This is a genomic window from Streptomyces sp. NPDC001056, assembly GCF_053598955.1.
In genome coordinates this window covers 44,589-58,353 of sequence record NZ_JBSFLI010000007.1, presented here as the reverse complement: position 1 = coordinate 58,353, position 13,765 = coordinate 44,589, and the positions used below count along the sequence as shown (strand labels likewise).

At 72.7% G+C, this 13,765-nt stretch carries 13 protein-coding genes; 7 read left to right on the top strand and 6 right to left on the bottom strand.

From position 1 onward, the window contains the following. Nucleotides 1-22: 22 nt before the first annotated feature. Entirely contained in the window at nucleotides 23-2,767 is a 2,745-nt protein-coding gene (locus tag ACWDD7_RS10860) for a glycoside hydrolase family 2 protein (RefSeq protein ID WP_450457111.1), read from the bottom strand. Nucleotides 2,768-2,942: 175 nt separating this feature from the next. On the opposite strand from ACWDD7_RS10860, the gene ACWDD7_RS10855 reads away from it, so the two are divergent. Together ACWDD7_RS10855 and ACWDD7_RS10850 are read left to right on the top strand one after the other, a co-directional pair. Continuing rightward, nucleotides 2,943-4,385, top strand: coding sequence for an APC family permease (locus ACWDD7_RS10855; RefSeq protein ID WP_450457110.1), 1,443 nt, complete (start codon nucleotides 2,943-2,945; stop codon nucleotides 4,383-4,385). Nucleotides 4,386-4,464: 79 nt separating this feature from the next. After that, nucleotides 4,465-4,977 carry a GNAT family N-acetyltransferase gene (locus ACWDD7_RS10850; protein ID WP_351866040.1) on the top strand — a complete coding sequence of 171 codons (513 nt, stop codon included), beginning with the start codon at nucleotides 4,465-4,467 and terminating at the stop codon, nucleotides 4,975-4,977. A 135-nt stretch (nucleotides 4,978-5,112) separates the two neighbouring features. Here the strand turns inward: ACWDD7_RS10850 and ACWDD7_RS10845 are convergent, their stop codons facing one another. Next, nucleotides 5,113-5,550, bottom strand: a complete 438-nt coding sequence (locus ACWDD7_RS10845; RefSeq protein WP_351866042.1) for an SPW repeat protein — start codon at nucleotides 5,548-5,550, stop codon at nucleotides 5,113-5,115. Nucleotides 5,551-6,094: 544 nt separating this feature from the next. On the opposite strand from ACWDD7_RS10845, the gene ACWDD7_RS10840 reads away from it, so the two are divergent. The 3 genes from ACWDD7_RS10840 (at nucleotide 6,095) to ACWDD7_RS10830 (ending at nucleotide 8,635) form a co-directional block, all read left to right on the top strand. Beyond that, entirely contained in the window at nucleotides 6,095-6,472 is a 378-nt protein-coding gene (locus ACWDD7_RS10840; RefSeq protein ID WP_351880587.1) for a BlaI/MecI/CopY family transcriptional regulator, read from the top strand. Further along, a complete protein-coding gene (locus tag ACWDD7_RS10835) occupies nucleotides 6,472-7,401 on the top strand; it encodes a M48 family metalloprotease (RefSeq protein ID WP_450457109.1) in 930 nt (309 codons plus the stop codon). Before ACWDD7_RS10840 ends, ACWDD7_RS10835 begins: the two co-directional genes overlap by 1 nt. 163 nt (nucleotides 7,402-7,564) lie before the next feature. Then, entirely contained in the window at nucleotides 7,565-8,635 is a 1,071-nt protein-coding gene (locus tag ACWDD7_RS10830) for an adenosine deaminase (protein ID WP_450457108.1), read from the top strand. Here the strand turns inward: ACWDD7_RS10830 and ACWDD7_RS10825 are convergent. Then, a complete protein-coding gene (locus ACWDD7_RS10825) occupies nucleotides 8,617-9,132 on the bottom strand; it encodes a mycothiol transferase (RefSeq protein ID WP_450457107.1) in 516 nt (171 codons plus the stop codon). The two genes, ACWDD7_RS10830 and ACWDD7_RS10825, sit on opposite strands and share 19 nt — an antisense overlap. Nucleotides 9,133-9,175: 43 nt before the next feature. Beyond that, nucleotides 9,176-10,078 carry a LysR family transcriptional regulator gene (locus tag ACWDD7_RS10820; RefSeq protein ID WP_450457106.1) on the bottom strand — a complete coding sequence of 301 codons (903 nt, stop codon included), beginning with the start codon at nucleotides 10,076-10,078 and terminating at the stop codon, nucleotides 9,176-9,178. Between the two features lie 109 nt (nucleotides 10,079-10,187). On the opposite strand from ACWDD7_RS10820, the gene mgrA reads away from it, so the two are divergent. After that, nucleotides 10,188-11,180: an L-glyceraldehyde 3-phosphate reductase gene (gene mgrA / locus ACWDD7_RS10815; RefSeq protein WP_450457256.1), complete on the top strand. Its 993-nt coding sequence runs from the start codon at nucleotides 10,188-10,190 to the stop codon at nucleotides 11,178-11,180. 64 nt (nucleotides 11,181-11,244) lie between these two features. Here mgrA and ACWDD7_RS10810 read toward each other — a convergent pair whose 3' ends face one another. Next, the gene (locus ACWDD7_RS10810; protein ID WP_450457105.1) at nucleotides 11,245-11,628 is read right to left on the bottom strand and encodes a nuclear transport factor 2 family protein; all 384 of its coding nucleotides are present in this window, start codon (nucleotides 11,626-11,628) and stop codon (nucleotides 11,245-11,247) included. A 316-nt stretch (nucleotides 11,629-11,944) separates the two neighbouring features. Between ACWDD7_RS10810 and ACWDD7_RS10805 the strand changes: the two genes are divergently transcribed. Further along, complete coding sequence (locus ACWDD7_RS10805) at nucleotides 11,945-12,355, top strand: hypothetical protein (protein ID WP_351880569.1); 411 nt, start codon at nucleotides 11,945-11,947, stop codon at nucleotides 12,353-12,355. Here ACWDD7_RS10805 and ACWDD7_RS10800 read toward each other — a convergent pair. Then, nucleotides 12,308-13,609, bottom strand: coding sequence for a streptophobe family protein (locus ACWDD7_RS10800; RefSeq protein WP_450457103.1), 1,302 nt, complete (start codon nucleotides 13,607-13,609; stop codon nucleotides 12,308-12,310). The genes ACWDD7_RS10805 and ACWDD7_RS10800 overlap by 48 nt on opposite strands. Between the last annotated feature and the right edge of the window lie 156 nt (nucleotides 13,610-13,765).

The window sequence follows — 13,765 nt, the reverse complement described above, 5'->3', positions numbered from 1 at the left end:
CCGGCGGGGCCCACCCCCCTCGTCATGCCGCCGGCACGGTCCGCTCCGGGGTGTTCCACCCGGAGACCCGCACGCGCGGGGCCGCGCCGTGCAGGTCCGCCGTCCGGTAGACGGCGGTCAGCGTCACCGACTCGCCCGGCCACAGGCCCACCTCGTTGTCCGACCAGCGCACCGGCAGCACCGGAGCGCCGCGCCCGTCCACCAGGTGCACGTCCGTCAGCAGCGAGGGCGTCAGCCCGTCCGTGGTGTTCCGCAGGGTCACGGTCGTGGTCGAGGTGCCGGCGTCCGACCGTGTGGTGGCCGTCGCCGCCACCGGTACCGTCGCCATCGAGGCCAGCCCGGTGAGGTCGGCGTATCCGGTGGTCGGCGTGTACCACCAGGTGGTGCGCTTCCAGTCGAGGACGTCGGGCTTGCCGGACAGCCAGTACACGTTCCGGCTCACCTCCCGGCCCGTCGCGTCGCTGAGCACCAGCCGCAGCAGACGGGTCCCCGGCAGGCCCGGCACCGACGACGGCAGGGCCAGCGGCGTCGAGTGCGCCCCGTCCCCGGGGACCGACACCCCGGTGACCGTGCGGTCGTAGCGCGGGGAGCCGTCGGTGTCGTAGAGGGTGGCCCGCGCGGTGAGGCCCTGCTCGGCCGCGTGCCGGTTGTTCACCACCGCCACCGAGTGGTCGTCGTACGAATACTGGATGTGCAGCGGCTCGTTGGCCTTCTTCGCGCCGAAGTAGGCGCCGCCCTGGTCGAGATAGCGGTCCGTCAGCTGCCAGTGCAGTGACGTCCAGCCGCTGTTGAACATCCAGTGGATGACCCCGGTGGCGGGCTCGGTGCGGTCGGTCGCGTTGCGTCCGTACGCCTCGAACTGGGCCCGCACGTTCTCGTACTGGGCCAGCTGCGCCTTGCGCACGTAGTCGGTGAGGCCGGTGGGGGCGCCGTAGCGGGCGGCGAGCGCGTCGTCGTAGAGCGAGAGCGTGCCGAAGGTGTCGGAGGGGGAGCGGTGGTACTGCCTGGCCTTCGGGTCCTGCCAGAGGGTGTCGAGTTCGGCCGGGGTGAGCATCCGGCGCAGGGTGTCCAGGGTGGGGATGCTCGGGCCCGCGCTGGTCTCGGAGTTGAAGCCGGTGGCGCCGCCCTCGCGCTTGGCGTACCAGTAGTCCGGCGGCACCCAGTCGTAGGGTCCCGTCATCTTCATCCCCGAACGGCCCAGCCGCGGCGATGACTTGTCGGAGGCGGCGGCGACCACCGGGAGGTTCCAGTCGGCGGCCCGCAGCGCGTCCAGGTAGTTCTTCTCGATCGTCGCGTCGGGCGCGAAGTCGCTGCCGATCAGGAAGGAGATCACGCTCGGATGGTCCCGCAGCCGGGCGGCCTCGGCGGCCATGGACGCCTTGGCCACCGGATAGTCGGCCGGGGCCCACTTCTCCCCGTTCTCCGTTCCGTTGACCTGGCCCTCCCACTTGTCGCAGCACTCCCAGCCCGGCAGGGTGAGCACACCGAGCCGGTCGGCCAGCCCGAAGAACTCGTCCGGCTCCAGGTGGCCTTCCAGACGCAGGGTGTTCAGGCCGAGGTCCACGGCGTACCGCAGCCGGTCCTCCGCGTAGGCGCGGTCCCAGCGCAGGAACTCGTCCGGCGACCAGCCGCCGCCCTTGATCAGCAGCGGGCGGCCGTTGATCCGGTACTGGCGGGCCCCGGCGGAGTTCAGCGGTGCCCGGACGTCACGGATGCCGAAGTCCTGGTGCGCGGTGTCCGAGGTGGTACCGGACACGCGCGCGGTGAGGTCGAGGGCGTACAGCGGCTGTCCGCCCATTCCGGCGGGCCACCACACCCTCGGCGCGGTGAGGTGCAGACCCGGCACGTCGGCGGGGGAGAAGGTGACGGTCCTCGTCTCGTGCGCGGCGAGCCGGACCGTCCTGCGCAGGCGCGTGCCGCCGACGGAACCGGTGACCTCCGCGGTGACCGCCGTACCCGAGTCGTTGCGGACCCGGGCCCGTACCGTCAGGTCGGCGGTCGAGAGGGAGGGCACGGCCAGCTTCGTCACCACGTGCGCGTCGCGCAGCGCCACCGGGCCGCCCCGGCGCACCAGGACGTCACGGACGATGCCCATGTTCCGGTCGGGCGGCGGCTGGAGCCAGTCCAGCCAGCCGATGGTCAGGTCCTTGCTCGGCTCGTTGGGCCGGACACGGAAGGCGACCGTGTTGACGCCGGGCCGCACCAGGGCGGTGACGTCCAGTTCATGGTGGGTGTAGGCGCCGGTCACGTCCTGCGCGGTGGCCACCTGGTGGCCGTTGACGTAGACGTCGGCCGCCGAGACGACCCCGCTGAAGTCGAGGAGGGTGCGCCGCGCGGTGTCGGCGACGGTGAAGTCGGAGCGGTACCACCACGGCACCTCGAAGTCGGCCTTCGGGATCTTCGCCAGGTTGGTGGAGCGGAAGGGGTCGTCGTACACCCCGGCGGCGAGCAGTGCGGCCAGGACCGTGGAGCGCGGGCCCGCCGGGTACCAGCCACGCGCCGGATAACCGGGCGAGGACACGGCCGCGGGGGAGTCGCCCACCCTGGCCGTCGACTGGACGGCGTATCCGGCGAGCGAGGTGGTGGCCCCCGCTGCCGGGGACACGTGAGTGATCCGGGCGGCGGCCGGCTTCAGCGCCGCGACCGGCCGGAGCGGCGGCGCGGGGGCGTGGGGGCCGGCCCAGGCACCGGTGGTGAGGGAGCCCACCAGGGCGAGGAGGCCGGTGGCCGTGGCGAGCCTCAGGCCGGGGGCGGGACGAGGGAACACAGACGGTCTCCAGGCTCGTAAAGTTAGGAAACTTTACTAACCGGGCTTAAGCTAGGTCGCCGTCCCGGGACTGTCAACGACCGTCGCCGCAGGGTCCGCTGAATATCCGTCAACCGCCTTCTGCCGGCGCTCGGATTCTCGTAGGGTCCCTTTCCCGACGCCTCCAGGAGTCCCCATGTCCGGTAGCCCGCCGCCTCCGGGTGGCTTCGTCCGCCGGGTCGGGCTGTTCCAGGCCACGGCCATCAACATGAGCCAGATGTGCGGTATCGGCCCGTTCGTCACCATCCCGCTGATGGTCGCCGCGTTCGGCGGCCCGCAGGCGGTCGTCGGGTTCGTCGCGGGTGCCGTACTGGCGCTGTGCGACGGGCTGGTCTGGGCCGAACTCGGCGCCGCGCTGCCCGGCTCCGGCGGTAGTTACGTCTATCTGCGCCAGGCGTTCCAGCACCGCACCGGCAGGCTGATGCCGTTCCTGTTCGTGTGGACGGCGATGCTCTTCGTGCCGCTGATCATGTCCACGGGCGTGGTCGGCTTCGTCCAGTACCTCGGTTATCTCGCCCCCGGCCTCGACGGCACGGCCGGCGACCTGACCGGCCTCGGCGTCATCGCCCTGGTCGTGTTCCTGCTGTGGCGCGGCATCGAGCACATCGCGCGGATCACCGCCGTGATGTGGACCGTGATGATCGCCTCGGTGGTCCTGGTGATCACCGCGGCGGCCACGGACTTCAGCCCGCGGCTGGCCTTCACCTACCCGGCGGGCGCCTTCGACCTGACGGACGGCCACTTCTGGACCGGCTTCGCCGCGGGCCTGACCATCGGGATCTACGACTACCTCGGCTACAACACCACCGCCTACATGGGTGCCGAGATCAAGGACCCGGGTCGCGTCCTGCCGCGCTCGATCCTCTTCTCGATCCTCGGCATCATGGCGATCTACCTGCTGCTCCAGATCGGCACGCTCGGCGTCGTCGACTGGCACCGCATGAGCGACCCCGGCGACATCGCGTCCACCTCCGTGGCCTCCGCGGTCCTGGAGCGGACCTGGGGCAGGGGCGCCGCCGACACCGTCACCGTGCTCATCCTGATCACCGCGTTCGCCTCCGTGTTCACGGGCCTGCTGGGCGGCTCCCGGGTGCCGTACGACGCCGCGCGCGACCGGGTCTTCTTCCGGCCGTACGCCAGGCTGCACCGCCGGCACCGCTTCCCGACGCTGGGCCTGGCGACCATGGGCGTGATCACCGCGGCCGGCTTCCTCGTCGGCCGGCACACCGATCTCGCGACCCTCATCCAGCTGCTCACCACGGTGATGGTGATCGTGCAGGCGCTCGCCCAGATCGTCGCCCTGACGGTGCTGCGCGCCCGGCAGCCCGCCCTGCGCCGCCCGTACCGCATGTGGCTCTACCCGCTGCCCTCCCTCGTGGCCTTCGTCGGCTGGTGCGTGATCTACGGCTACGCCGACCGCGGCTCACCGGGCCGCCACCCCATCGAATGGTCCCTGGCCTGGCTGGCCCTCGGCTGCGCGGCGTTCCTGATCTGGGCCCGGCTGGAGAGGGTGTGGCCGTTCGGGGCGAAGGAGGCGGGCGAGGAGCGGCCGGCCGGGCTGGACCCCGAGACGGTCTGACCCTCGGGGGGCTATGCTCCACTCAGCGCGTATGAGCCTCCCCGGTCCGGACCCGAGTCCGCCGGGGAGGCTTTCGTTCATGACCGGAAAAATGACCGCGGACGTCCGCGTCCGCCCCGCGACCCCCGAGGACCGGCCCGCCGTGGAGCGGCTGTGGCTGATGTTCCGCCACGACATGTCCGAGTACCAGGGCGGGCTGCCCGCCGCCGACGGCACGTTCCGCAGCGAGCGCGTCGAGTCCGCGTTCACCGCGCCCGGGTGGGCTCCGTACCTGCTGACCTGCGGGGACGGCCTCGCAGGGCTCGCGTTCGTGCGGGGGCTCGACGGGCCCGTGCGGGTGCTCAACAGTTTCTTCGTGGCGCGGGGGGTACGGCGCGGGGGAGTCGGGCTGCGGGCCGCGGTGGACGTGCTGCGGCGGCATCCCGGGCGCTGGGAGATCGCGTATCAGCGGGGCAACGCGGGTGCGGAGGCGTTCTGGCACAGGGTCGCCGAGGAGGTCGCGCCGGGTGACTGGGACCGTGCGGAGCGGGCGGTGCCGGGACGCCCCTCGCTGCCCCCGGACCTGTGGCTGAGCTTCACCGTGCGCCGCTGAGACGGCGGGGAGGGCCGGTGCGCACGATGCGGACCGGCCCTCCGTCTTTCTTCCTTCCGTGTTCTTCTTCGTTCTTCTTCCCTTTCTCGACGTTCCGCTCCTTCCTCGTGTTGTCCGGGTGTGCTTCCTTCCCCGCTAGGGCCTGGGAGTGCTCTTCGCCGCCGACGCGGCACAGACGAGTCCGAGGAGGAGGGTGAGCGCGCCGATGACGACGTTGTTGGTGATCACTCCGGCGTCCGGGGCGCTGCCCACGATCCACGGAGCGATGATCATCCAGACGCCCAACGCGCACATCGCCCAGCTGAGTCCGTACATCCGCTCGGGGGCCCTGGTGAATCCGAGTGCCAGCAGGCCTATCGCGATGCCCATGATCAGGTTGTGCGTCATGAGCGCCGGCTGGCTCGTCGTGTAGTGCAGGATCCAGGGCGATGCCGCGCAGTACAGGCCGAGCAGGAACACCGGACCGTCCACGAGCGCCACATCACGACCGCCGAGCATGCGGGCGTAGCGTTCCCGCATTTCGGGGACATCGGGGTGGGTCGACATATCACCCCTGTGCCAGACGTTGGCCATGACTTTCGTCTCCTTCGAATGTGCAGGCCAGACCGCTTATGGGTGCGGTGTTCAGTGAGCGCCGCAGTTCCCATTTTGCGCTTGTTCGAGGCTTATGTGTAGCCGTGGAAATTCTTGTCATGCCTGGGGCGGAACGGGCGCGGGTGGCGCGGTCAACTGGGCCTGGCAGACTGTCTGTTCATGCCAGGACCGCGCGTCCTGTCGGGTCCGACCAGCCCCCGCACCGCGCTGGACACCGGCACGCCGTGGGCGCCTCGCCCGGCATCAGGGCTCCACGACGTCACCGAGCCGCTCTCGGCACACGCGATGCCGGGCGACGCCGTGGTCCTCACCCCGCCGCTCCCGCCGCTCCCGCCGCTCCCGCCGCTCCCGCCGCTCCCGCCGCTCCCGCCGCTCGCGAGCGCCGGGAGCGCCGGCACCACGCGGCTGCCGGACCCCGGACCCCGGACCCCGCGGCCGACGGGAGGGACGTCGCGCGCGGCCGTATGACTACCATCGTGTAGACGGTCCGCACGTGGACGACGAGGAGGGTGAGGACGTTTCCATGACCGACGGCAAGGACGAACGCCGGCCGGCCGGCGAACTAGAGGCGAGCGTCATGGCCGCGCTCTGGGCCGCCGACGGGCCCCGGACCCCCGGACAGGTCCAGGCGAGCCTGGGCGCGGACCTGGCGCGCACGACGGTGACCACGATCCTCAGCCGCCTGCACGACAAGGGCGTCGTCGAGCGGCAGCGCAGGGGCCGCGGCTTCGTGTACTTCCCGGTCCAGGATGTCCAGGACGCCCACGGCCTCACCGCCCGCCGGATGCACAGCGAGCTGGACCGGGACAGCGACCGGGAGACCGTGCTCGCCCGCTTCGTCGCCCAGCTCAACCCGGACGACGAACGCATCCTGCGGGATCTGCTGGAATCCGACGGCTGATGACCGCTCTGCTCCTGCTGCCCCTGCTGCTGCCGTGCGCGCTGCCGGCGCTGGCCCGGCGGGCCCTCGCCCGGCTGGCCCCGGCCGCCGCGCTGTGGGCCGTCACGGCCTGCGCGGTGGTCCTCGCGGGGTGCTCGCTCGCCGCGCTCGGCGCCTTCGTGCTGGTCGGACTGCTGAAGCTGCCGCTCTTCGCCGCGTTCGGCGAGTTCATCCACCCGCTGCACACCGCCTCCGCCGCGATCGTGGTGCCGGCCGCCGCCACCTCCGTCGGCGTCCTCGCCGTCTGCTGCTGGACCCTCGTCCGCTCGGTGCTGCGCCAGGGACGGGCCTTCCGCGCCGCCCACAGCGAGGCGGGGAGCGGGCCCGCCGCCGGTGATCTGTGCGTGGTGGACTCGCCCCGCCCCGACGCCTACGCGCTGCCCGGCCGTCCGCACCGCATCGTCGTCACGACGGCGATGCTGCGCAGCCTGGACGGGCCCGAGCGGGAGGTCCTGTTCGCGCACGAGCGGGCGCACAACGAGGGCGGGCACCACTACTTCCTGGCCGCCGCGGAACTCGCCGCGCACTGCCACCCCGCGCTGCGGCCGGTCCGTACGACGATCCGGCTCGCGGCGGAGCGCGCCGCCGACGAGGCCGCGGCCGCGCATGTGGGGGACCGTCGGCTGACCGCGCGGGCCATCGCGCGGGCGGCCCTCGCCGGGCACGCGTCCGCCACCCAGCGGCCCGACTTCGCTGCCGCGGCGACGACCGGACCGGTGCCACAGCGGGTGCGGGCGCTGCTGGACGCGCCCGCCCGGCCTCGCACCGGCCGCCGCCTCGTCGCCGCGTCGCTCATCGCCTGCACCGCCCTGGCCGGGGCGACGACCGCCGCCGGGCTGGTGGACTTCCACCACCGGGTGGAGGTGGCCCAGGGCGACGAAGCGCCCTGAGGCAACGCCCTCCCCGTCCCGTCGCGAGACCCCGTTCACCATCCCTGGCAACGCGCGTAGACAAGCATCTGGTTTTACGTATAACCTCACCGGCTAACCAACCCCGTCGGCACCGTCGGCCGCCTGATCGACCCCGGTACAACCTGCTGAGGAACGCCCTGCCATGACCGCCCCCCGCATCGACACCGACACCCTGCGCCGCCTCCCCAAGGCCGTGCTGCACGATCACCTCGACGGCGGTCTGCGCCCCGCCACCCTCGTGGAGCTGGCCGCCGAGGTCGGGCACGAACTGCCCACCACGGACCCGGACGAGCTGGCCGCCTGGTACGTCGAGGCCGCCAACTCCGGTGACCTGGTGCGCTACATCGCGACCTTCGAGCACACCCTCGCCGTGATGCAGACCCGCGAGGGCCTGCTGCGCACCGCCGAGGAGTACGTCCTGGACCTCGCCGCCGACGGTGTCGTCTACGGCGAGGTGCGCTACGCCCCCGAACTGAACACCCGGGGCGGGCTGAACCTTTCCGAGGTCGTGGAGAGCGTGCAGGAGGGCCTGGCCGCCGGTATGGCGAAGGCGGCCGCCGCGGGCACCCCGGTGCGCGTCGGCACCCTGCTGTGCGGAATGCGGATGTTCGACCGCGTCGCCGAGGCGGCCGACCTGGCCGTGGCCTACCGGGACGCCGGGGTCGTCGGCTTCGACATCGCCGGCGCCGAGGACGGCTTCCCGGCCGCCGACCACCTGGGCGCCTTCGAGCACCTGCGCCGCGAGAGCGTGCCCTTCACCATCCACGCCGGCGAGGCGTACGGCCTGCCCAGCATCCACCAGGCGGTCCAGGTGTGCGGCGCCCAGCGCATCGGGCACGGTGTCCGGCTGACCGAGGACATCGTGGACGGCAAGCTCGGCCGTCTCGCGTCCTGGGTGCGCGACCGTCGGATCGCCCTGGAGATGTGCCCCACCTCCAACCTCCAGACCAGCTGCGCCACCTCGATCGCCGGGCACCCGATCACCGAGCTGAAGGACCTCGGCTTCCGGGTCACCCTGAACACCGACAACCGTCTGGTGTCGGGTACGACGATGACCCGGGAGATGGCGCTGCTGGTCGAGGAGGCCGGCTGGGGTGTCGAGGACCTGCGGGCGGTCACGGTGAACGCGGTCAAGAGCGCGTTCATCCCGTTCGACGAGCGCAAGGCGCTCATCGAGGACGTGATCCTGCCCGGCTACGCCGCCGCGCTCTGAACCAGCCCCTTGAGGTAGGCGGCCTGTCCGATGTGCTGGAGATCGTCGGACAGGACGCTCACCAGGCGCACGCCCAGCGTGACCGGCGGGTCCCACCGCTCGTCCACGACGCCTTCGAGGTCCTTGGCGGTCAGCGAGCGCAGCGCGCCGAGCGTCTGCTCGTGCACCGCGTCGTAGTACCCGGTCAGCAGGCCGGCGCTTTCGACCCGCACCTTCGCGACCTTGGCGGGGCTGTGTCCGTAACCGGTGTCCTGCCGGGGCAGGTCGAGGCCGAAACGCTTCTCCCAGCCGCCGGAGAGCCACACCTGGTCCAGGCCGAAGGCGTCGGCGACGTGGTCGTCCTGCACCCGTGCGAGGTGCCAGACGAGCCAGGCGATGGTGTTGGCGTCGGGGGCCGGGCGGTGGTGCAGCTCGTCCGGTCCGAGGCCGTCGAGGGTGTCGTGGACTTCTTCCTGGATGCGGCCGTAGCCGTCGATGAGGATGTCCTTCGCATGCATACCGTCCACCATCACAGAACGAGGGTGCGCACGCGCCCGGAAATCAGAGGAACCGGGGCGGTGCCAGGTCCTCCGACTCCAGGAGGGTGACGAGGGCGCGGGCCGCGGGGCTGGTGGACCGCTCGGGCGGCAGCAGCGCCACCGTCTCGTACTCGGCCTCGTCCGTGCCCTTCAGGGGGAGCGCGGTCAGCGTGGGCCGCTTGTGCCGGAAGTGCCGGGGTACGACGGCGATGCCCAGGTTCTCGTCCACCAGGTCCAGCAGCGTGTGGACGTCGTTGACCTCCAGCGCGACCGTGCGCCGTACCCCCGCCGCGGCGAAGGCGGCGTCGGTGGCGCGGCGCGGACCCCAGTCCGGGTGGAAGTCCACGAAGACCTCACCGGCGAGGTCGTCCGGGCCGAGCAGCGTCTCGGCCGAGGCGAGCCGGTGGCGCGGGTGGCACAGCACCGTCATCGGCTCGCTGGTCAGCGACACCGAGCGCAGCTGGTCGCCGTCGGCCCGGGTGCGGTACGCGAAGGCCAGGTCGAGCCGCCCCGCCGCGACCTCCTCGGCCAGCGCGCCCGAGCCCGCCTGGCGCAGCCGGATCTCCACCTCCGGATGCGCGCCCCTGAAGGCCGCGAGCAGCCGGGCCACGTGCACCCCGGCGATGCACTGCTCGGTGCCCAGCGCCAGCGTGCCCCGCAGCACGCCCTGCACCGCCGCCACCGCGTCGTGCGCCGCGCGCACCTGCGCGAGGACCCGCTCGGCCTCCACCAGCAGCGCCCGCCCCGCCTCGGTCAGCGTCACCCGCCGTGTGGTGCGCACGAACAGCGGGGCCCGCAGCTCCCGTTCCAGTGCCCGGATGGAGGCGGACAGGCCCGACTGGGACACCATCAGACGCTCCGCGGCCCGGGTGAAGTGCTGGTCCTCGGCGACCGCGACGAAGTGCCGGAGATGGCGCAGTTCCATGATTGAGCAGCCTAGCCGCTCAATTCGATCCGATTCTCCGGTTGGACCGCGGGCCGCCGCCCGGGGAATCCTGGTCCGGCAGATCCCGTGCCGAACCTCTGGAGCCGTGTTGTACACCGCATCCCCCGACCGTTACGCCGAGATGCCCTACCGGCGCACCGGACGCAGCGGCCTCGCACTCCCCGCGCTGTCGCTCGGGCTGTGGCACAACTTCGGTCCCGACCGCCCCGTGGAGACCCAGCGCGCCATCCTGCGCCGCGCCTTCGACCTCGGCGTCACCCACTTCGACCTGGCCAACAACTACGGCCCGCCGCCCGGTGCCGCCGAGTCCGCGCTCGGCGCCGCCCTCGCCACGGACCTCGCGCCGTACCGCGACGAGCTGGTGGTCTCGACCAAGGCCGGCTACCTCATGTGGCCCGGTCCGTACGGCGAAGGGGGTTCGCGCAAGTATCTGCTCGCCTCGCTCGACCAGAGCCTGAAGCGGATGGGCCTGGAGTACGTCGACATCTTCTACTCGCACCGCCCCGACCCGGACACTCCGCTGGAGGAGACGATGGGCGCCCTGCACACGGCGGTCCGGCAGGGCAAGGCGCTCTACGTCGGCGTCTCCAACTACTCCGCCGAGCAGACCCGGGAGGCCGCCCGCATCCTCGGCGAACTCGGCACCCCGCTCCTCGTCCACCAGCCGCGCTACTCGATGCTCGACCGGCGCCCCGAGGACGAGGGCCTGCTCGACGCCCTGGACGAACTCCGGGTCGGCTCCGTCGTCTACTCCCCGCTGGAGCAGGGCCTGCTCGCCGGCCGCTATCTGGAGGGCGTCCCGGAGGGCTCCCGCGCCGCGAGCGACAGCCCCTTCCTGAGGCCCGAGGCCGTCACCGAGGATCTCGTGGGGCGGCTGCGCGCCCTTCGGGACATCGCAGCCTCCCGCGGCCAGAGCCTCGCCCAGCTCGCCCTGGCCTGGGTGCTGCGCGGGGGCAGGGTCACCTCCGCCCTGGTCGGCGCGAGCAGCGCCCGGCAGCTGGAGGACAGCGTCGGCGCCCTGCGCAACCTGGACTTCGACGAGGAGGAGCTGAAGCGGATCGACGCGATCGTACGGCCGTAGGACCGCCGTCGCCCGTGCGGTACCCGGCGCGGGGCACCACACGGGCCGTTTCGCGGCGCCGGCCTCAGGCCCCCGCCGGCACCCGGTCCAGGAACCCCAGCACCTGGCGGATGCGGCCCTCCGCGTCCAGCGTGACCACGTCGAAGCCGGCGACCGGCGCCGAGCCGTCGGCCTCGTTCACCAGCTCCCAGCCGAAGCGCGCGGTGTCGTGGTGCCCGTCCACCGCGCCGAGCGGGCGGAAGACGAACCCGGGGAACTGCTCGTGGGCCGCGGCGATCACGGCCGCCACGCCCTCGTGCCCGCGGACGTCGGCGAGCGGGTCGGTGTAGGAGCCGTCCTCGGCCCAGGCGGCGGCGACCGCCTTGCGCAGCGCCTCCGGCTCGGTGGCGTTCCAGGCCTCGAAGTAACGGGCGGCAGCGGTCTCGTAGCGTTCGGTGTTCTCGGACATGGCGAATCAGCCTCCATCGAGGTCGTCTGTGCTGGTCGGCACCGGGATCGGGGTTTCGCCGACCCGGTGACATCACCATGCCCGAGGCCCGCCCGCGGCGTCGATTACCTCCGGGGTCATGCCCGAACCGCCTTGTGGAACCCCCTCATCCCGACCAAAAAGGGTGCGGAACATGCCCAGAGAGTGGCCGGAAAGTCGTGGTGACAGTGTTTCGGCCGTGGCGATACTCGAACATCAGGGGCACTTCACCGCACAGAGCCGCACGGAGAGCGAGGTCCGCCCGGCACACCCGGACGAGGCGACGGGGGAGTGATACGTGCACGACGAATTCCTGTGCCATGTGACGGCATACGGGGTGTGTGACGGCCGGCGCATCGGCGTTCCGCTCGGCACCTACCGCGCGCCCACCCTGGCGCTGGCTCTGTGGTGGCTGCGTGACCGCGCGTCCTGGATCGCCGAGCGGCTCGACCCCAGTCCGGAGGCGGCCCCCTTTCCGGCGGGAGCGCTGGTGCCGGTCGCCGAGACGGTGGCCGACGTACCCGCGCTGCTGCGCGCGTGGTGTGCCGACGACGGTCAACAGGAGCGGGTGGCCGACGAGTTGGCGCAGGGTCGGCTGGTGCGGATCGCCGCCAGCGACGACACCACCGAGTACGAACTGCTCGCCGAGTCCGTCGACGCCCTACGGATGCAGCGCACCATCCCCGCGCTGGTGGTGCCCATCGGATGACCGGCGCCGGCGCCGTACCAGCAGGGCCGTCAGGCCGCCCAGGAACCCGGCGACCAGCCCCCACAGCGCACCCAGACCCACCGCCTGCCATGTCCGCGGCCGCAGCAGCAGCTCCCCGGACAGGCCGCCGCCCAGGTCGCCGATGCCGAGCAGGGACAACCCGTAGTGGGCGGAGATCCGGCACAGCAGGCAGATCATCAGCACGGTGAGGGCGAGTGCGACGGCGAGCCGTACGGCGTGCAGCCACAGCGGCGTCGAGGCCGGCGAGCGCAGGCCCGCCCGGACGGCGACCGCGAGCAGCAGCACCCCGGCCGCCACCGGCAGCCAGGCCATACGGGCGTCGTAGTCGGTCAGGGTGCGCAGGTTCACCTCGGAGACGTCCGGGGTGCGCAGCAGCACGTCCAGGATGTGCGGCACCGGCAACCCGAACGGGCCGTCCACCCGGCCGTTCCAGGTCGCCCCGAGGCCGATGGTCAGGGCGGGCCAGACCAGGTTGGGCAGGCCGAGCAGGATCAGCGCGAAGGTCGTCCGGGCGTGCCCGCGGGTGGCCGCCGTGACGAGCGCGACCACGAGCCCGACGGCGACGGCGGCCAGCAGCAGCTCCACCATCGCGCGGGCGGCGGGTCGCGCCCGCTCCCGCCATCCGGACCATCTCCCGGGCAGCGGCACGCGGCGCGCGACCAGCAGCGCCACCAGAAGCACCCAGGCGAGCCACAGCAGCGCGAACAGCACGGTGAGCGGCACGTCCGCCCAGAAGCCGATCCGCGGCTCCGCCTCGAACAGACCGGTCAGATCGCTGAGGGTGCCGCTGCCCACGTCGACGGCGAAGGTCTGCCGGGCGGCGAAGGCGAGCCCGGTCAGCGCGAGCAGCCACAGCACGACGATCCGGGCGGCCCACCCGGCCGACTCCGCGGGCGAGGCCGCCGTCCGGTGCCGCAGCGGGCGCAGGAATCCCGAGCCGATCGCCAGGGCACCGGCCAGCGCCACGGACAGGGGGAGTACCGTGATCCCGGCTTCGGTCCTGGCCAGGGCGCCCGCGTCCCCGGCGAGCCGCACGCTGTCGCCGACCGCGGTGACCACGGTCGCGGCCAGCACCCGGGGGAACGCTCCGTCCGGCAGGCCCGCCGCACCCGCCGCCCACAGCCCGGCCGCGGCCACCAGCACCATCACCGCGAGCCCGGTCAGCACCACGGCCAGGGCCTCGGGCCAGCCGTGCCGGGCGGCGGGCCGCGCGGAGACGGTCACAGGGCTCACGCCTGCCACGCTAAGCAGTGGCCGGGCACCCCGCCCGCCGAGTGGTCCGTCCGCGTCACGCCCCGGCCGGGGCGTGACGCCCGCCACTGTGCGCGGACGGCGAAAGCCTGGACTGCGGGCCGCGGCTCGGGGTAGGAGGACTGGTGCGAATACGAC